Origin of the sequence: Nonomuraea sp. NPDC049152 (genome assembly GCF_040648355.1) — a bacterium.
Classification (GTDB): Bacteria; Actinomycetota; Actinomycetes; order Streptosporangiales; family Streptosporangiaceae; genus Nonomuraea.
The window spans coordinates 1-17610 of record NZ_JBEZDO010000052.1 but is presented as its reverse complement, the minus strand read 5'-3'; the positions used below and the strand labels follow the sequence as shown (position 1 = coordinate 17610).

The 17610-nt window shown below is 71.7% G+C and carries 20 protein-coding genes; 9 read left to right on the top strand and 11 right to left on the bottom strand.

All coding sequences use genetic code 11. The features are described from left to right. From AB0B45_RS48690 to AB0B45_RS48665, 6 genes are read right to left on the bottom strand one after another with little or no spacing between them, the layout of a single operon-like run. The gene (locus AB0B45_RS48690; protein ID WP_358145421.1) at nucleotides 1–1344 is read right to left on the bottom strand and encodes a PfkB family carbohydrate kinase; all 1344 of its coding nucleotides are present in this window, start codon (nucleotides 1342–1344) and stop codon (nucleotides 1–3) included. Next, nucleotides 1341–1892 (bottom strand): SIS domain-containing protein, encoded by a 552-nt coding sequence (locus tag AB0B45_RS48685; protein ID WP_358145419.1) that lies wholly within the window; start codon nucleotides 1890–1892, stop codon nucleotides 1341–1343. Before AB0B45_RS48685 ends, AB0B45_RS48690 begins: the two co-directional genes overlap by 4 nt. Next, a complete protein-coding gene (locus AB0B45_RS48680; RefSeq protein WP_358145417.1) occupies nucleotides 1877–3067 on the bottom strand; it encodes a glycosyltransferase in 1191 nt (396 codons plus the stop codon). The genes AB0B45_RS48685 and AB0B45_RS48680 overlap by 16 nt, the downstream gene beginning before the upstream one ends. Further along, the gene (locus AB0B45_RS48675) at nucleotides 3064–4053 is read right to left on the bottom strand and encodes a glycosyltransferase family 9 protein (RefSeq protein WP_358145415.1); all 990 of its coding nucleotides are present in this window, start codon (nucleotides 4051–4053) and stop codon (nucleotides 3064–3066) included. The genes AB0B45_RS48680 and AB0B45_RS48675 overlap by 4 nt, the downstream gene beginning before the upstream one ends. Then, complete coding sequence (locus AB0B45_RS48670; RefSeq protein WP_358145412.1) at nucleotides 4050–4907, bottom strand: glycosyltransferase; 858 nt, start codon at nucleotides 4905–4907, stop codon at nucleotides 4050–4052. The genes AB0B45_RS48675 and AB0B45_RS48670 overlap by 4 nt, the downstream gene beginning before the upstream one ends. Next, complete coding sequence (locus AB0B45_RS48665; protein WP_358145410.1) at nucleotides 4904–6523, bottom strand: carbamoyltransferase C-terminal domain-containing protein; 1620 nt, start codon at nucleotides 6521–6523, stop codon at nucleotides 4904–4906. Before AB0B45_RS48665 ends, AB0B45_RS48670 begins: the two co-directional genes overlap by 4 nt. Nucleotides 6524–6585: 62 nt before the next feature. Between AB0B45_RS48665 and AB0B45_RS48660 the strand changes: the two genes are divergently transcribed. The 3 genes from AB0B45_RS48660 to AB0B45_RS48650 are packed head-to-tail and all read left to right on the top strand — an operon-like array spanning nucleotide 6586 to nucleotide 8324. Next, complete coding sequence (locus tag AB0B45_RS48660; protein WP_358145408.1) at nucleotides 6586–7110, top strand: HAD family hydrolase; 525 nt, start codon at nucleotides 6586–6588, stop codon at nucleotides 7108–7110. Further along, nucleotides 7107–8015 carry a glycosyltransferase gene (locus AB0B45_RS48655; RefSeq protein WP_358145406.1) on the top strand — a complete coding sequence of 303 codons (909 nt, stop codon included), beginning with the start codon at nucleotides 7107–7109 and terminating at the stop codon, nucleotides 8013–8015. The genes AB0B45_RS48660 and AB0B45_RS48655 overlap by 4 nt, the downstream gene beginning before the upstream one ends. A 48-nt stretch (nucleotides 8016–8063) precedes the next feature. Beyond that, a complete protein-coding gene (locus AB0B45_RS48650) occupies nucleotides 8064–8324 on the top strand; it encodes a WhiB family transcriptional regulator (protein ID WP_358145404.1) in 261 nt (86 codons plus the stop codon). Here AB0B45_RS48650 and AB0B45_RS48645 read toward each other — a convergent pair. After that, the gene (locus AB0B45_RS48645) at nucleotides 8290–8748 is read right to left on the bottom strand and encodes a pyridoxamine 5'-phosphate oxidase family protein (RefSeq protein ID WP_358145402.1); all 459 of its coding nucleotides are present in this window, start codon (nucleotides 8746–8748) and stop codon (nucleotides 8290–8292) included. The genes AB0B45_RS48650 and AB0B45_RS48645 overlap by 35 nt on opposite strands. An 82-nt stretch (nucleotides 8749–8830) precedes the next feature. Here AB0B45_RS48645 and AB0B45_RS48640 point away from each other — a divergent pair, with 82 nt between their 5' ends. Further along, nucleotides 8831–9802 (top strand): sigma-70 family RNA polymerase sigma factor, encoded by a 972-nt coding sequence (locus AB0B45_RS48640; protein ID WP_358145400.1) that lies wholly within the window; start codon nucleotides 8831–8833, stop codon nucleotides 9800–9802. A 348-nt stretch (nucleotides 9803–10150) separates the two neighbouring features. On the opposite strand, the gene AB0B45_RS48635 is transcribed toward AB0B45_RS48640, so the two are convergent. After that, the gene (locus AB0B45_RS48635) at nucleotides 10151–11737 is read right to left on the bottom strand and encodes an ABC-F family ATP-binding cassette domain-containing protein (protein WP_358145398.1); all 1587 of its coding nucleotides are present in this window, start codon (nucleotides 11735–11737) and stop codon (nucleotides 10151–10153) included. Between the two features lie 35 nt (nucleotides 11738–11772). On the opposite strand from AB0B45_RS48635, the gene AB0B45_RS48630 reads away from it, so the two are divergent. Together AB0B45_RS48630 and AB0B45_RS48625 are read left to right on the top strand one after the other, a co-directional pair. Then, entirely contained in the window at nucleotides 11773–12261 is a 489-nt protein-coding gene (locus AB0B45_RS48630; RefSeq protein WP_358145396.1) for a hypothetical protein, read from the top strand. Between the two features lie 89 nt (nucleotides 12262–12350). Further along, nucleotides 12351–13013 (top strand): alpha/beta fold hydrolase, encoded by a 663-nt coding sequence (locus AB0B45_RS48625; RefSeq protein WP_358145394.1) that lies wholly within the window; start codon nucleotides 12351–12353, stop codon nucleotides 13011–13013. A gap of 68 nt (nucleotides 13014–13081) precedes the next feature. On the opposite strand, the gene AB0B45_RS48620 is transcribed toward AB0B45_RS48625, so the two are convergent. Beyond that, nucleotides 13082–13720 carry a hypothetical protein gene (locus AB0B45_RS48620; RefSeq protein WP_358145392.1) on the bottom strand — a complete coding sequence of 213 codons (639 nt, stop codon included), beginning with the start codon at nucleotides 13718–13720 and terminating at the stop codon, nucleotides 13082–13084. 27 nt (nucleotides 13721–13747) lie between these two features. Beyond that, a complete protein-coding gene (locus AB0B45_RS48615; protein ID WP_358145390.1) occupies nucleotides 13748–14209 on the bottom strand; it encodes a MarR family transcriptional regulator in 462 nt (153 codons plus the stop codon). Between the two features lie 84 nt (nucleotides 14210–14293). Between AB0B45_RS48615 and AB0B45_RS48610 the strand changes: the two genes are divergently transcribed. Beyond that, nucleotides 14294–14665 (top strand): VOC family protein, encoded by a 372-nt coding sequence (locus AB0B45_RS48610; RefSeq protein WP_358145388.1) that lies wholly within the window; start codon nucleotides 14294–14296, stop codon nucleotides 14663–14665. 310 nt (nucleotides 14666–14975) lie between these two features. Here AB0B45_RS48610 and AB0B45_RS48605 read toward each other — a convergent pair whose 3' ends face one another. Further along, on the bottom strand, nucleotides 14976–15623 hold the full coding sequence (locus AB0B45_RS48605) for a TetR/AcrR family transcriptional regulator (protein ID WP_358145386.1): 648 nt from the start codon (nucleotides 15621–15623) through the stop codon (nucleotides 14976–14978). Between the two features lie 74 nt (nucleotides 15624–15697). On the opposite strand from AB0B45_RS48605, the gene AB0B45_RS48600 reads away from it, so the two are divergent. Both AB0B45_RS48600 and AB0B45_RS48595 read left to right on the top strand, forming a co-directional pair. Next, a complete protein-coding gene (locus AB0B45_RS48600) occupies nucleotides 15698–16366 on the top strand; it encodes an alpha/beta fold hydrolase (protein ID WP_358145384.1) in 669 nt (222 codons plus the stop codon). Between the two features lie 376 nt (nucleotides 16367–16742). After that, nucleotides 16743–17291 carry a hypothetical protein gene (locus AB0B45_RS48595; protein WP_358145382.1) on the top strand — a complete coding sequence of 183 codons (549 nt, stop codon included), beginning with the start codon at nucleotides 16743–16745 and terminating at the stop codon, nucleotides 17289–17291. Nucleotides 17292–17610 lie beyond the last annotated feature (319 nt).

The window sequence follows — 17610 nt, the reverse complement described above, 5'->3', positions numbered from 1 at the left end:
TCATGTCTCCTGCACGGCGGCGATGAGCCCGGTCGTGGACCTGCCCGGCACGCTGGCCAGCACGACGGTCTCCGCGCCGACCCGCCGCAGCGAAGCGGCCTCGGGCAGTTCGCGGCCCGAGTAGTCGCCGCCCTTGACCCACACGTGCGGCCGCAGCCGTTCGATGGCAGGGCCGGGGGTGTCCTCCTCGAACACCATGACGGCGTCCACGCAGGCCAGTGCCCTCAGCACCTCCACGCGGTCGCGCTGCCCCACGACCGGCCTGCCGGGGCCCTTGAGCCGCTTGGCCGAGGCGTCGGAGTTGACGCACACGATCAGCGCGTCGCCCAGCGCCCTCGCCCTCCGCAGGAGGCTCACGTGCCCGGCGTGCAGCAGGTCGAAACACCCGCCGGTGGCGATCAGCCGTCCCCCACCGGCCCTGACCAGCTCGGCGACCTCCATCGGCGTACGCGGCCTGTCGCCCATCTCGTGGCTCTGCAGCCTGATGGCCGCCGCTCCGCCGCTCTCGACGAACCTGGAGGCCTCGCCGACGCCGACGGCGACCGCGTCCTCCACCGGCAGCCCGTCGCGCAGCGCCAGCGCGGCCGCTCCGGCGAACCTGTCGCCCGCCCCGCACACGTCCGGGCCGGAGGTGAGCATCGGCGGCGGGATCCTGCTGTGGTGGCCGCTCGCGTGGGCGAACGCCGCGCCGTGCGGGCCCAGCGTCACCGCGACGGCCTGCGCGTGCAGGACCTTCGTCAGGTGGCGGGCCGCCAGGTCGGGGCTGGTGTACGGCGGCGGGCACAGCCGCCTGGCCTCCGCCTCGCTCGGCGTGATCAGCACGCACCCCCGCACCGGCACCGCGCCCCTCGGATGCGGATCCCACACGACCGGCACGCTCACCTCGCCGAGCAGGTCGAGCACCGAGTCGGCGACGCCTCTGCCGTAGTCGGACACGAGCACGGTGCCGGCCCCGCGCACCGCCGCGCGCACCGTGTCGGTCACGCGGGCCGGCGCCCGCCCGTCACCGGTGTCGATCCGCACCAGCGTCTGCCCCCTGGCCCTGACCCTGGTCTTGCACACCGTGGTGCCGTGCAGCGGCAGCCTGACGACCTCCACATGGCCGTTCAGCAGCGAGCGCAGCGTACGGCCCTGCGGGTCGTCGGCGAGCGCGGTGATCAGCACCACGTCCGCGCCGTCGCGGGCGGCCAGCAGTGCCGCCAGCCCGGCCCCGCCCGGCCGCACGTGTTCCTCCTCGACGTCGACGACAGGAACGGGCGCGTCGGGCGCGATGCGCTCGGCGGCTCCGTCGATGTCGACGTCCAGCAGCGTGTCGCCGATGACGACAAGCGGTCCTGTCTTCACGCGCACGCCTCCTCGATCGAGTCGCAGAGCAGGTGGATCATCGCCAGATGCACTTCCTGGACGGTCGCCGTGTCGGCCTCGGGCACGGCGACGACCTCGTCGCTCAGCTCGGCCAGCGGATTGGGCGCCATGCCCGTCATGGCCCACGTGATGAGCCCGCAGTCGCGGGCGGCCCGCGCCGCGGCCAGCACGTTGCCGCTGCAGCCGCTGGTCGACAGGCAGATCAGCACGTCGCCCTGGCGGCCGTGCGCGCACACCTGGCGGGCGTAGACGACGTCCGCGCCGAAATCGTTGGAGATCGCCGTCACCGACGAGGTGTCGGCGTGCAGCGCGATCGCCGCGAACGGCCGCCGCTCGCCCCTGAACCTGCCCACCAGTTCGGCCGTCAGGTGCTGCGCCTCGGCGGCCGAACCGCCGTTGCCGCACACCAGCAGCCTGCCCCCGCCGCCGAGGACGGCCGCGAGCTTGCGACCCCACGCCTCGACCGTGGGCGCCTGGTCGGCGCTCATCGACAGCGCGTCGCGCAGTCTGATCAGGTGCCTGTGCATCTCATCCCCCTTCTCACCCTGCCTTCCAGCACGCTCAGGTAGACGGCCTCCGTCTGCTCGGCCACGTGCGGCCAGCCGTACCGCGCCCGTGCTCTGCGGGCCCCCGCCGCGCCGAGCTGGGCGGCCCTGTCCGGGTCGTCGAGCACGTCCCGCAGGGCGCGGGCCAGCGCCTGCGGGCGGCGCGGCGGCACCAGGAGGCCGGAGCCCGCGACCGTGTCGAGGTGGCCGCCCACCGCGGAGGCGATCACCGGCACCCCGCAGGCCATCGCCTCGAGCGGCACCATGCCGAACGGCTCGTACCACGGCACCGTCACCACCACGTCCGCCGAGCGCATCAGCACGGGCACCTCGTCACGGGGGATGCTGCCGATCACCTTCACCCTGCCGGCCAGCCCGTACGCGGCCGCCAGCTCCGACAGCCTGACCGCCTCCGGGTCGTCGGCCGAGCCGCCGGCGATCATCAGCTCGACCTCGGGCACCTCGCGCAGCGCCCGCAGCACGGTGTCGACGCCCTTGCGCGGCACCAGCCTGCCGATGCTCAGCACCCGTTTGACGGCACCCTTGGGGGCCCGGGGACCGTCGGGGGTGAAACGGTCCAGGTCGACCCCGCACGGCACGATCGACACCCGGCGGTCGGGCACGCCCATGGCCCGCAGCTCGGTCACCTCGTCGGCACAGGTCGCCACGACCGCCGCCGCCCGCCGTCCGATCTGCGTCTCCACCGCGATCCGGCCGGGCGGGCTGGTGTCGGCCCTGCCCTGCCAGCGCCGCTTGACCGAGCCGAGCGCGTGGAAGGTCTGCACCACGGGACGGCCGCGCGCGGCCAGCAAGGCGGCCCTGCCGCTCATCCAGAAGTGCGCGTGCGCCATCTCCGGCGGCCGCGCCGCCCACCGCCGCGACAGCTCCTTGGCGAAATCCGGCATGTACGGCGGCAGCTCGTCCTTCGGCACCGGCGCGGCCGGCCCCGCGGTGACGTACTCCACCCGCACCCCGTCCGCCAGCGGCACGCTGCGCGGCTGGTCAGGAGCGCTTCGCCTGGTGTGCACGACGATCTCGTGACCGCGCTCCGCCAGGGCGACGGCCAGGGCTGCGACGTGGACGTTCTGCCCACCCGCGTCGACCCCGCCCACCACCGCCAGCGGATCGGCGTGCTCGGAGATGAGATCGATTCTCATGTCACCAGCTCCCTCACTGCTTTGACGACCTGTTCCGCCGTCACTCCCGACAGGCACGGATGGCCTCTGACCGGGCACAGGCGTGCCCTCGTGTCCTTGCACGCCGCCTGCTGATCGCCCAGCAGCACGTACGGCACGCCGTACGGCGCCCAGCGTCCTGCGGGCACGACGGGGGCGAAGAGGCTGACCACGGGAGTGCCGACGGCGGCGGCCAGATGGGCGGGCCCTGTGTTGCCCGCGACGAGGGCGCAGGCGTCGCCCAGCACCCCCGCCAGCTCGGGCAGGCTCGTCAGGCCGCCCAGGTCGACGCCATGCCGCCCGGCCACCTCGGCCGTCAGCGCCCGCTCGCTCCTGCCGCCGGTGACGACCACCGTGAAGCCCTCGAAGGACAGCGCCTCGACCGCCTCCCTGTGCCGGTGCGGCGGCCACGCGCGGGCGGGCGCGGCGGTGCCCGGATGGACGACGACGTAGCCCGGCGGGCCGACGACGCTCGGCGGCGGCCGCTTGACGGCCGGCGTGGCGTCGCCGCCGTCGAAGCCCGCCGCCCTGGCGACGGCGAGCATCCGCTCGGCCTCGGGCAGGTGCCTGGTCTCGTCGACCCGGACCCTGACGTCGAGCAGGGATCCCGGATAGTCCTCGCTGATCGCGGTGATCCGCCCCACGCCCCGCAGCCTCAGGAGCAGGGCCAGGGGGAGCGCGGACTGGTGGAAGGAGGTGAGGATCAGCGCCTCGTCGGCGGCAGGCAGCAGCTCCATGAGCCGGGCGACGTGCTCGCGGGTGACCGGCGGCGGATCGATGTCGATCCACGGGGTCCGCCACTCGATCACGCGATCGACTCCCGGCAGGAGTTCCGCCGCCGCGCGGCCCAGCGGACCCGCCAGCAGCACCACCGCCTCGGCACGGGCCCTGACCGCGCGGATGGCCGGACCTGCGAGGATCACGTCGCCCGCGCTGTCCGGCCGGGCCACCAGGACGGTCCCCGTCACCGGCGTACCTCCAGCTCGCCGCGCAGGCGGTGCAGGCAGGCGGCGGGCGGGATGACGACGCTGGTGACCGTCATCCTCGCCACCTCGCCAGGCGTTCCGGGGCCGGGGACGATGCGCTCCCACGCGAACCTCGCGCTGAGCGCCGCCCATCCGGCCGCGGCGGCCAGCGCGCCACGCCTCGTCCCCGCGAGCGCGAGAGCCAGGGCGCCGAGCCCCAGCACGGTCGTGGCCGCGTGACGGGGCAGCAGCCCGCCCGCCCCGATCCGCGACCGCCAGCCGGGCCCGTGCACCCTGCGCATCAGGGCGTCGTCGGCGTTGCCCCGCTGGAAGCGCACGCTGGCCCAGAAGCCGTCGTTCCGCACCGGATGCCGCGTCACCCGCTCACCCCTGACCAGCCGGAAGCCCGCCTCCCGCACTCTCAGCGCGAGATCGGCGTCCTCCCGGTAGGCGCGAGGAAAGCGCTCGTCGAACCCCCCGACCTTCTCCAGCGCCGACCGCCGGTAGGCCATGTCGGCGGTGATCCACTCGGCGCGGGCCAGGCCGGCGGTGTTGCGCTCGGCGTCGGTCGGGCGGCGGCCGGACGGCAGCGGCACCTCGATCCTGCCCTGGCTGCCGCCGACGTCCTCCGGCAGGTCCGCCAGGTCCCTGATAAGCGCCTCCAGCCACCCCTCGCCCGGGACCACGTCGTCGTCGAGGAACACCACCCAGGGCGTCCGCGCCTGCCGCCACCCCCTGTTGCGCGCCGCGGCGGGCCCCTTCCGCTCGGTGTCCTCCACCACGATCACCGGCACCCCGTCGGGGATCGCCCGGGCCAGGGAGGCCCGCCCGATCGTGGGGATGACGATGGTGATCACGTCGCCCTCCGCACCACGAACGGCCCCGTCACGAGCACGTCCACGGGCGAGGAGCCGAAGCACTCCAGCGCGTCCCTCGGCGAGTCGACCATCGGCCTTCCCGCGGTGTTCAGGCTGGTGTTGACCACCACGGGCAGCCCCGACAGCCCCTCGAACCGTTCGAGGACCTCGGCCATCAGCGGGTCGTGCTCCCGCGACACCGTCTGGATGCGGGCCGTCCCGTCCACGTGCACCACGGCGGGGATCCGCTCCCGCCAGTCGGACCGCACGTCGTGGACGAACAGCATGTACGGCGAGGGCACCGGGCCCCTGGCGAAGATCTCGTGCGCCCTCGACTCCAGCACCATCGGCGCGACAGGACGGAACTGCTCGCGTCCTTTGACGTCGTTCAGCCGCTCGGTGTTGCGGGCGAAGCCGGGGTGGGCCAGCAGGGAGCGGCGGCCGAGAGCGCGCGGGCCGTACTCGCTGCGGCCCTGGAACCAGGCCACGATCCTGTCCTCGGCCAGCGCCCGCGCCACCTCGGCCGCCAGATTCTCCGGCCGCGAGTACGGCACCCGCGCCACCTTCAGCCACGCGGCCAGCTCGCCCTCCGTCCAGCCGCGGCCGAGGTCGGCGCCCCGCATGGGCGCGGCGGGCTCGCCGTACTCCTGGGCCAGGTGCAGGGCGCCGCCCAGCGCGGTGCCCGAGTCGCCCGCGGCCGGCTGCACCCAGATCTCCTCGAACGGCCCCTCGGCCAGCAGCCTGGTGTTGGCCACGCAGTTGAGCGCCACCCCGCCCGCCATCGCCAGGCATCGCGCCCTCGTCCTGTCGTGCAGCCAGAAGGCCAGTTCGAGCAGCACCTCCTCCAGCCGCGTCTGGACGCTGGCGGCCAGGTCGGCGTGGTCGGCGGTCCAGGTCTCGCCATGGCCGAGCCGCTTGGCGAAGCCGCCCCAGTCGATGGGCTCGACGCTGAAGCCGCCGTCGCCCGTGGCCGTGACGAGCTCGCGCAGCACGTCGAGGTGGCGCGGCGTGCCGTAGGAGGCCATCGCCATCACCTTGTACTCGTCGCTCGAACGCGTGAAGCCGAGGTGCTCGGTCACCTCCTCGTACATCAGGCCGAGCGAGTGCGGCAGTTCCTGCGTGGCGAGCGTGGTCAGCTCGCCGCCCCTGTAGTGCCCCGCCAGGTGCGAGACGGCCTCCCCGCGGCCGTCGCACACCAAGACCGCGCACTCCTCGTACGGCGCGGCCAGCCCCGCCGAGGCCGCGTGCGCCACGTGATGCGGCACGAAGCGCACCTGGGCGGGGTCGAGCCCCGGTAGCGCCGTGGCCAGGAAGCTCGGCGCCCTCGTCGTGTACATGGTGCGCAGGTCCTCCCACGGAGCCCCCGTCTCCTGCCGGACCAGCGAAGGGTCGTAGGAGTAGGCCACCGCGTCGAGATCCTCAGGCCGCAGTCCCGCTTCGGCGAGACACCACGCGGCGGCCTGCTCGGGCAGTTCCCAGGCCGAGAACGGGACGGGGCGCTTGCCGTGCTTGCGGCGGCTGAACCGTTCCTCCTCCGCGGCCGCGACGACGTCGCCGTCGATCACGAGGGCAGCGGCCGGGTCGTGAAAGACCGCGTTGATCCCCAGGAACCTCATGGGAGAAGCGCTACCGAGAGAAGCCCTTGTTAAACACAAGGTAGACGGGGTAGCCGCCACTCATGTTCACGCATCGGCCCGCCGCGGCCGTGCTTTTCGACCGCGATGACACCTTGATAAAGGATGTCCCTTACAACAATGATCCGAGCCTCGTCGAGCCGATGCCCGGCGCGCTGGAGGCGTTGACGGCGCTACGCGCGGCTGGGATCCCTGTGGCGGTCGTGACCAACCAGTCAGGCGTGGCCAGCGGGCTCATCACGCCCGACGAGCTCCACCAGGTCAACGAGCGCGTCGAGGAACTGCTCGGCCCGTTCGACGCGTGGGCCATCTGCGTCCACGGCGAGGACGACGGCTGCGCCTGCCGTAAGCCGAACCCCGGCCTGGTGCTGAAGGCGGCGGGGGCGCTCGGCGTCGACCCGGCCGACTGCGTGGTCATCGGGGACATCGGCAAGGACATGCAGGCGGCCAGGGCAGCGGGAGCCCGCGCCATCCTGGTGCCCACGCCGAAGACCCGGCCCAGCGAGATCGTCGCCGCTCCCGAGGTCGCCCACGACCTACGCGAAGCGGTGGGATGGGTGCGCGCATGAACATCCTGCTCTGGCACGTCCACGGTTCATGGACCACCTCGTTCGTCCAGGGCAGCCACACCTACCTCGTGCCGCTCACACCGGGACGCGACCCCGACGGGCGGGGGAGGGCGCAGAGCTTCGACTGGCCGTCCTCGGTTCGCGAGGTGCCGTGGGACAGGCTCGCGGACGAGCGCATTGACCTCGTCGTCTACCAGCGCCCGCACGAGATCGAGTTGGCCGGGGACTGGCTCGGCAGGACGGTCCCCGGCGTCTACGTCGAGCACAACACGCCCAAGGGCGACGTCCCCTCCACCCGGCACCCGCTCGCCGGGCAGTCGGCCATCCCGCTGGTGCACGTCACCCACTTCAACGCGCTCTACTGGGACAACGGCATCGCCCCCGTCCACGTGATCGAGCACGGCGTCGTCGACCCCGGCCACCTCCACACCGGTGAGCTCCCTCGCGCGGGCGTGGTCGTCAACGAACCGGTCCGCAGGACACGCGTGGCGGGCACCGACCTGCTCGCCGCCTTCCAGGTGCCGCTCGACGTCTTCGGCATGAAGACGTCGGGCCTGCCGTACCCGGCCTTCGACCTTCCCCAGGCCGAACTCCACGCCGCCCTCGCCCGCCGCCGCGCCTACCTGCACCCCTACCGCTGGACCTCGCTTGGCCTCTCGCTCATCGAGGCCATGATGATCGGCCTGCCCGTCGTGGCGCTGGCCGCCACCGAGGCGATCGAGGCCGTCCCCCCGGAGGCGGGCGTCCTGTCCACCAAGCTGCCCGTGCTGGTCGAGGCGCTGTCGGCGTTCGTCGGCGACCCCGCCATGGCGAGCCAGTACGGCAAAGCCGCCCGCGCGGCCGCGCTGTCCAGATACGGCATCGCCAGGTTCCTCGCCGACTGGGACGGTTTGCTCGGCTCATGACCGGGTACCCGGGCTGGACACGCCGCCCGCTGACACGTCTGGAATTCCATGTTCATCCTCGAGCGCTCGCGCCGGGCCGCCTGCCTGGACGAGGACCCCGAGATCTTCTTCCCCATCTCGCTCCAAGGCGCGGGACACGCGCAGGTGGAGCGGGCCAAGGCCATCTGCCACGGCTGTCCCGTCAGACGGCCGTGCCTCGACTACGCGATCACCACCCGCCAGGCCGACGGCGTCTGGGGCGGCACCGATCCCGCCGAACGCCGGGCGCTGGCCCTCACTCCTGAACCAGCCACTCTCCGTCGCGCATGAGATCGCGATCCTTCAGCTCGTTGACCTCCCGCCACGCCTGCACCCGTTGCGGCGTCACGCGGAAATAGAGGTAGGGACTGCGCAGCCGCCGCGGGTCGAAGCCGGTCTTGACCGCGAACGCGTCGCCGACCTCCTGCGAGATCTCATCCGACGCGAGCGTCTGCACGCTGCCCTCGATGAGGACGACGTCCCTGGTGAGCCCGAGGCCGAGCCTGACGGTGCCCGACACCTCCAGGTTGCGAGCGGTCGGGTTGCTCGCCGCCGTCGACAGCAGCAGGCCGGTGCCGTCCCACAGGAAAGACAGCGGCATCAGATACGGGCCGCCCTCCTGATCGGCGCTCGCCACCCACACGTCCACATCGTGCTCGAGCCTGTCCAGGGTGTCCTGCTTACGCTGCTTCGGCGTACGAGCTTCAGGGGGCATGTCGGTCATCTCCATAGATTGTCACATCGGCGTGGTTTGCCGGGTCAGTGGTCTGACACGTCGACACGGGAGAAAGTGACCGATGAGCGAACACGATTTTCTGGCGGACCGTTTCGAGGAGTACCGGCCCCACCTGCGGGGGGTCGCCTACCGGATGCTGGGCTCGCTCAGCGAGGCCGACGACGCCCTCCAGGAGGCCTGGCTACGGCTCAGCCGCTCCGGCACCGGCGACGTGGAGAACATGGGCGGCTGGCTGACCACGATCGTGAGCAGGATCTGCCTGAACATGCTGCGCTCCCGCACCACGCGCCGCGAGTACCCGCTGGATGACGACGGGCGCGAGCCGATCGTCAGCGGGGACGACCCCGAGAACGAGGCGCTCATGGCCGACTCGCTGGGGCTCGCGCTGCTCGTCGTGCTCGACACGCTGACACCCGCCGAACGGCTGGCGTTCGTGCTCCACGACCTGTTCGGCGTGCCGTTCGACGAGGTCGCGCCCGTCGTGGGCCGCAGCCCCGCCGCGAGCAGGCAACTGGCCAGCCGCGCCCGCCGGCGCGTGCAGGGCGCCCGAGGCGCCGGCGGCGCTGAGGGGGCAGGGAGTGCCGAGGATGCCAGGAGCGAGGGTGCCGGGAGTGCCGAGGGAGTTGTGGGCGTTGGGGGAGCCGGGGGCTCCGCCCCCACGCCCGGCATCGACCTCGTCAGGCAGCGCGAGATCGTCGACGCCTTCCTGGCCGCCTCCCGCGGCGGCGACTTCGCCGCGCTCGTCGCGATGCTCGACCCCGACGTGGTCCTGCGGGCCGACGGCGCCGCGGTGGCGGTGGGCGCGACGGGGCTCATCAGAGGCGCGGACGCGGTCGCCGAGTCGTTCTTGGGACGCGCCCGTACGGCGGTACTCGCGCTGATCGACGGGGCGGCGGGCGCGGTGTGGGCGCCGGCCGGGAAGCCCAAGGTGGTGTTCGCGTTCACGCTCACCGAGGGCCGGATCACGGCGATCGACCTGATCGCCGACCCCGCCCACCTGGACGAACTCACCCTCGAGCCCCTCACCGACTGAACCCTCGTCCACCCAGCCGCCCCCTCGCCCGGAGGCGCGCCCACACCTTCACCGCATCCGCACGCTCGCCTGGAGGCGCGCGCAAGATAGGGCCGCATCAGCGAGCCGTCGTTCACGACCGCCGCCGACAGCATGGCGATCTGGAGTGGAGTGGAGCGGCCATCCGACCCTCGCCGCACCCGTACACGAAACGTCGCCTGCGCCGGGCCGGGTCTCGGGCCCGGCGCGCGCGAAGCCGGCGGCCCGGGCTGTCTCGGGCCTCACACGTGGCTGCGGATCCGTCTCGGGTCCTACCTCATGCGTGGTCTTCGGATCCGTCTCGGGTTCAGGCGAGGCTGTTCAGGGGGTTCAGGCGAGGGTGATCAGGTCGGCGTACCCGGCGTTCCAGAGGTCCTCCACCCCGTCGGGCAGCAGCAGCACCCTGTCAGGCCGCAACGCCTCCACCGCGTCCTCGTCGTGCGTGACCATCACCACCGCCCCCTTGTACGCCCCGACGGCCCCCAGCACCTCCGCCCGCGAGGCCGGATCGAGGTTGTTGGTCGGCTCGTCGAGCAGCAGCACGTTCGCGCCCGAGCTGACCAGCCCGGCCAGCGCCAGCCGCGTCTTCTCGCCGCCCGACAGCACCCCCGCAGGCTTGTCGACGTCGTCACCGCCGAACAGGAACGACCCCAGAACGTTGCGCGCCTCCCCGTGCGTGAGATGCGGCGCCGCGTCGGCGAGGTTCTGACCGACCGTGCGACCGGGATCGAGCGTGTCGTGCTCCTGGGCGAAGTAGCCGAGCCGCAGCCCGTGCCCGCGCACCACCCTGCCCGAGTCGGGCGCGAGCCGCCCCGCCAGGATCTTCAGCAGCGTGGTCTTGCCCGCGCCGTTCAGCCCGAGCACCACCAGCCTGCTGCCGCGGTCGACGGCCAGATCCACGCCCGACAGCACAGGCAGCTCGCCGTAGGACTTGGCCAGGCTGACCGCCCCCAGCGGGGTCCGCCCGCTCGGCGCGGGCTCGGGCAGCCTGATCCTGGCCACCCTCTCCGTACGGCGGGCAGGCTCCACCCCCGCCAGCATCCTGTCGGCCCTGCGGGCCATGTCCCTGGCGCGGACTGCCGTCGCCACGTTCGAGCGCATCCTTCCGGCCTGGGCGTGCAACGCGGCGGCCTTGCGCTCGGCCGCGGCCCGCTGCCTGCCCCTGCGCCGCTCGGCGGCGGCGCTGTCGGCCAGGTAGGTCTCCCATCCGGTGTTGTGCACCTCGATCGCCGCCAGGTCGGCGTCCAGCCGCCATACCCTGTTGACCACCTCGGCCAGCAGCTCGGTGTCGTGACTGATCACCACCAGGCCGCCCGGGTATCCCGAGAGGAACGACCGCAGCCACGCGATGGAGTCGCCGTCGAGATGGTTGGTCGGCTCGTCGAGCAGCAGCGTGCCGCGCTCGGCGAACAGCACCCTGGCCAGCTCCACCCGCCGCCGCTGCCCGCCGGACAACGTGCCGATCGGCTGGGCCATCACCCTGTCGGGCAGACCGACCCCCGCCGCGACCCTGGCGGACTCCGCCTCGGCCGCGTAGCCGCCGCGCGCCTGGAACTCGGCCTCCGCCCGCACGTAGCGGGCCATGGCCGCCTCGCCGCCCCCGCCCATGTCGTGTTCGGCGGCGCGCAGCGTGCGCACCGCCTCGTGCAGGCGGCGCGCCGACAGGATGCGGTCGGTGACGGTGAGCTCGGGATCGGCCGCCGCGGGATCCTGCGGAAGGTAGCCGACGGGCCCCGTACGGCTGACCATGCCTGCCGCGGGGGCATCCTGGCCCGCGAGGATGCGCATCAATGTGGTCTTGCCCGCGCCGTTACGGCCGACGAGGCCGACCCGGTCGCCTGGACCGACGTGAGCGGTGATGCCGGACAGCAGAAGACGAGCGCCGACGCGCACGTCGACATCGCGAAAGGTAATCATGAAGTAACGCTCCGGAGAAGCCAGTGGACACACTTGTGACGCGAAAGCTGGTGTCCTGGCTAAGAAGTCCGGGGCGTAGACATGCGGCCCAGGCTACGCGGCCCGCCCACCTGGCCGCATCGGATTTTCCGGCGCCGGGCCCTGCCGGGCCACCGCTACCCGGCCTGGCTGGCTGGTCACAACGCACGGGGATCACGATCGAGACGTGGGCGCTGCCCGCCGAGGGGCTGCCCCAGAGGGTCGCGGACGCGGTCCTGGGCTGCTTCGCCGAAGCGCTGTCCAACGTCGAGAGGCACAGCGGCGCACGCGTCGTCTCCATCGCGGTGACCAGGGGCGCGAAGGGGTTGCGGGTCACGATCAGTGACGACGGCCGAGGCTTCATGGGCGAGGCGAAAGGCCGCGGCATCGTCAGGATGGGGGCACATCTGGCCGCCGTGGGCGGGCGCTGCACCGTCAAGGGAACTCCCGGCGGGGGCACCACGGTCGGTGCCGTCGTTCCTCTCCCGGTGCTCGACGGCGCATAGGGCCGCATCGCCAGGACGCGGCGACCGGGTGTCACAAGGAGGGGGATATTCGGTTGTTCCGTCTGATACCGGTGGGCCACAGTCCTCGCATGCGTGATGTTCTCCTGCTGCCGGGCGCCGGCCGCACCAAGGCGGACTGGCGGTTGGTCCGGCCGATGCTGGAGGCGGCTGGATTCCAGACCCTCGCGATCGACCTGCCTGAGCTGGGCACATGGTCGTGGCAGGGGGCGCTCGACGCCGTCGCCGCCGCGATCGACGACCACGGCCTGGACCAGCCGATCGTGGTGGGTCACTCGCTGGGCGGGCTGGTCGCCGCCCTGTGGGCCACCCTTCACCCGGAGTGCCCGCTGGCGGTGAACGTCGACGGGCACACCAACCCGACCGGGCCGCTCGAGGGAATGGATGCCATCGAAGGCGTCCAGATCATGCGGGCGTTCCTGACCGAGCAGTCGACCGACCCCGCGCTCGCGCACCTGGTAGCCGAGTTCGACGCGCTCGACCTGCCGGCGACCTACCGGGCGACGCGCTGCCCGCTGCTGGTCATCTCCTCGACCGGGTCGGACATCCGGGAGATGCTGCCACCCGAGGTGGCGAAGGTGTTCGCCGCCTACGTGCGGGGGTTCGGCCTTGAACTGGCCTCGATCGTCCGGACGACTCCTCTGGTGTCGATCGCCGACCTGCCGACCGGCCACGACGTCCATCTGGAGGCGCCGCATGAGGTCGCACGACTGATTCTGGAGCACCTGCCGTGAATGCTTCGGTTGATCAATACCAGTGCCGTCATCGCCTGCGACTGGATCGTCGAGCTCGCAGCGGGCAGTCACGTCCCCTGCGTGCCGTACCAGCGCCACTCGGTGAGTCGTGGGCGATGGGGGAGGGCGGCGCGTCCGGTCGCCCACAGCAGGGTCTCCCAGACGTCAGAATCAATGGCGACATGGGGAAAGAGCTTCTTCAGGACCCGTTCGCACAACTCCCTTGGCGGCGACCATTCCAGATTCAACCCCTGAGTGACGTCATGGGTGTGCACGAGGGTCTCGACAACGGCCATCGCGGCGAAGCCCTCTGGATCCGAGGGGCCGAAGACGTGGTAGGCGACGGTGCTCGAGGGGGCGGTGCGTAGGACGGAGGCGAGCAGGCCACCACACGCCTCCAGGACGGTCATGAGGCCCTCGGGGCCAGAGGCCCGCTCGACGAAGATGACATTCGCCGGCCCGCCGCTTCGGTCACTGCTCGTCCGGAACGGCAACAGCGTGGACATCGGCGGCTTCGTGAGCCCGAACCTCGCGGCGTAGGTGAACAGGTCATCGGCCAGATGCTCGAGCGTCTCCCAACACGTCCACTCGAGTGTTCCCGCCTTGGCCTCCCACGCCTGGGGATCGGCATCCCTCAGGGCGTCGATGGCCAGGGTGACGACCCGGCGCACGTCCTCTCCGTCAACTGGGGTGTCTGCGCTGTGCATGCGGCGGATCGTAACGTGCGGCCGTTCTCACCCGTCGAGTGCCTCCGCCATGCGGTCGAGGTCGGCGAGGAGCTCGGCGAGACGCCGCTCCGGGACGGCGTCGGTCATGCGCTGGTCGATGGCGTAGACGGCGGAGCGTGCCGACGCGAGGTGACGGTGGCCCTCCTCGGTGAGGTGGGCGGGCAGAGCGCGACCGTGGTCGGTGGTGGCGGGCCGGGTTATGAGGCCGGCGTCCTGCAGTCCGCGAAGGACGACGTTCATGGACTGCCGTGTGACGAAGGCGCCGCGGGCCAACTCGGCGTTGGACAGGCCGGGGCGCTGGTCGAGGAGTTCGAGGCAGGCGTACTGCGGCACCGTCAGGCCGTACTCACGCAGTGCTCTGTCCATCGCGCTGCGCAGCGCCGCGGCGGCGCGCTTGAGGCGGTATCCCAGGCGCTCGGTCACGTCGGCGGCCGGCGGGGTGTGGCTGGAGAGAGTCCCTTCATGCATGTCAGGAGTTTGACATGTAAGCGCGGTGCCGTCTATTTTCTCCTATGTCAAAGTCCTGACATAAACCATGATCGAGGAGTACTCATGACCGTCACCGTCAGCGGGCCGGACTTCGTCGCTCTGCAGGTGCGCGATGTCGAAGCGGCTGCCGCCTTCTACGAGACGCATCTTGGGCTGCGCCGGGTGCCTGCCTCGCCGCCCGGCGCGGTGGTGTTCGCCACCGAACCGGTTCCGTTCGCCGTCCGCGAGCCGCTGCCGGGAGTGGATCTCGACGCCGTCGAGCGGCCCGGCCTCGGGGTCGCCCTGTGGTTCCGGACCACTGACGCGCAGGCCCTGCACGACCGGCTCCACGCCGCCGGGATTCCCATCGTCAAGGCGCCCGAGGATGGTCCGTTCGGCAGGATGTTCACGTTCGTCGGCCCTGAGGGCTACGCCATCACCACGCACGAAGACTGACCATGACCGCCATCGCCATCGCCCCGCGCGGGCCGTTCTCGCTTGCGGCGAGCATGCGGTTCCTGGAGGGCTTCACACCCGCCGGGTACCGCGACGCCTCAGACGGCAGGGCGCTGCGCCTGGCCTTTCCCGCCGACGACGGCCGCTCGACGGTGAGCGCGGAGGTGGGGCAGGCGCAGGGCTCCGAGGGCACCGTACAGGCGGATGTCACCCTGCACGCCGGGGATCCGGGTCGGGACGCTGCGGGCACGGCATCCGCGGAACCGGATCGCATGGGCGCGGCGCGGGCGCGGTCGCTCGGTGAGGTGACTCACAGAACGCTCTCCGGAGGGCCCTGTGGTGCGACACCGCACGTCAGGTCGTGCTCCAGCGTTCGCGCGTAGGACTCGACACCGGCGACGATGTCGATCGTGTCAGGGTCGAGCAGCCATTGGGTCTGCAGGCCGTCCAGAGTCGCGATGATCTCGGCCGCCTTGGCCACGGGGTCGATGTCCAGCCGGGTGACACCGGCGGCCTGAGCGGAGCGGATGCTGTCGGCGACGATGGCCCGCATCGCGCGGTAGCGGTCGACGAAATGCTCGTGGCCTGGAGAGTCGGGCTCCAGGCTCTCCGCCACCAGTACGGTGAACAGCTTGGCCAGCCCCGCCCGTTGCCGGTTTCGGCGCGCGAACTCCGGCATGGCTCGCAACCGCCCTTCGGGTGCCATGCCCAGCAGTTCCATCGCGAACGCTTCGCTGTCATGGTCACGCCGCTCGATCACCGCCAGCAACAGGCCCGCCTTGCTGCCGAAGTGATGGAGCAGCCCGGGCTGGGTGATGCCCGCCGCGGCGGCGACGTCGGCCAGCGAGGTGCCCCGGAAACCGCCGCGGGCGAACAGTTCGCAGGCGACGGCGATGATCTCTTCTCGCCGCCGAAGCGCGCGTTCCTGCCTGCTGGGGGCTTGCCTGCCGCGGGTCACGGTGCTAAATCTAACCCATTCACTTACCGAGTACTAGGTAAGTGAACACCCTCTACGAGTTGGGAGGTGCGACGATGCCCTCGAGACGACAGCACGTCGGGCCGTTACTGATCGCTGCGCTCAGCCTGCTGACCGGGCTGTGCACCGGCCAGCAGGCCCAGGCCGCGCAACGGGAGCCCGTCATCCTGGTCCACGGCTGGAACGGAACGCCCGCCGTCTTCGACCAGATGAAGACGGCGTTGGAGCAGGCCGGGCACCCGGCGTACGCGATCGATCTTCCCGGCGAGGAGAACCTCGCCAACGCCGAAGCGATCAAGAACCTGGTGGATCAGGTACGGCAGGCGCACAACGGCAGCAAGGTCAGCCTCGTCGGGCACAGCATGGGAGGGCTGTCCGCGCGCCACTACCTGAAGTTCCTCGGCGGCGCGGAGCAGACGCTCAGCTACGTCTCAATGGGCACCGGGCAGCTCGGCTACTGGCCCGCCTGCCTTCTGCAACCCGGGCAAGGCGGGCAGATGTGCCCCGCCAACAGCTTCATCAAGCAGCTCAACAGCGGCGACCCCACTCCGGGCCCGGTCCGGTACACGGTGCTGGCGAGCTCGCTCGACGAGACCCGCAACGACGTCATCGCCGGCACCTCGTGCAGGGCCGAATTCCCCGGCCTACCCCATGCCGACGAACCGAGGACGCCGGTGTTCATCGACGCCGTCCTCAGCGCCCTCGCCGGTCAGTGCCCATCCTGATGCTCGGGACGCCGCGGCACCGGCTGATCAGGCAAGTGGCCCGACCGCCTGGACGCGGCCTCGATGCGCAGCCGGGCCCTCAAGATCCTCGCGTCGGATGTACGGCTATCGTGCGTGAATGCCATACGAGCTCAGCGCCGTCATCGGACGGTTCGATCCACTGAGAAGCCGGATAGCCGGGGTGCGGGAAGCGACTGTCACCCCGCTCCGGCAGCGTATGGGGCTGGTTCCTGTCACCGGACGACTCCTGGAAGAGCTGACCGGCTCGCTGAACAGCCGGGACAGCGGAGGATCAGCGGCTCGGCCGTTCACGCTGATGTCCCCGGCCGTTGATCAGATCTTGGGTGACTGGTCTCGCGGTGGGCCGATCGGTTACGTGGAGGCGGACTTCCACGGCGGGGACGGATATCAGACCTCCGCCGTGTGGCGGTCCGGTTCGAGGGTGTGGGGTCCGGCGCATACCTGGGACTTCACCGGTCCACGGGAGGGCTGGCCGATCAACGCCGCGCTCGCCCGGCTCGGTGTCGTTGCGAGCAGTTCCGAGGAGGCGGACCATCACGACCTGTTCCTGGAGGTGGGGCTCGGTGGGGAGCAGGACATGGACGGCTGGCGATCGGCCGGCCGGCGTGCCGAATGGGCGAGGGACTATGACGAGTGGCATGAGGAGTGGCTGGCAGAGCGCGAGAGAAGAGCGCGTGCCGCCGAGGAGAGCGAGAGATACAAGAGGCTGCCCGACGTTCCGGTGATGTTGGACGGCAAGGCGATCATGGAGTTGCTCGGCATAGCTCCAGGCCCGCTGGTCGGTGCGGCCACGCGCTATCTGCAGGATCTGCGTCTGGAACGCGGTCCGCTGTCACGGGACGAAGCCGTGGCCGGACTGCGGGCCTGGGCCATGGAGCAAGACCTCGGTCGGCGAGGCCGCTGATCGATCAACGGCGTGCTCGGTGCCGTGCACGCGTTCGGCGAGCTCCGCCCAGCGCTCGTGCGGCGCGGCGACGAACCGTACTGAGCCTGGTCCTTTCGCGAAGCCGCCGGTTCCGCTCCACCGCAGCGTGTCGGGCCCGCGCCGGAGACGACCACCTTTCCTCCGTCGCGGGCCGACACGCGCAGGTCGCGTATGGGGACCGTCAGACTTCTTCGACGCTGCTCGGCTCGCGCCGCGACAGATCGATACCGAGCTCCTCGGCCGCCCTGAAGACGTCCTCGTCGGTGTCACGCATCTCGATGGACATGCCGTCGCTGGA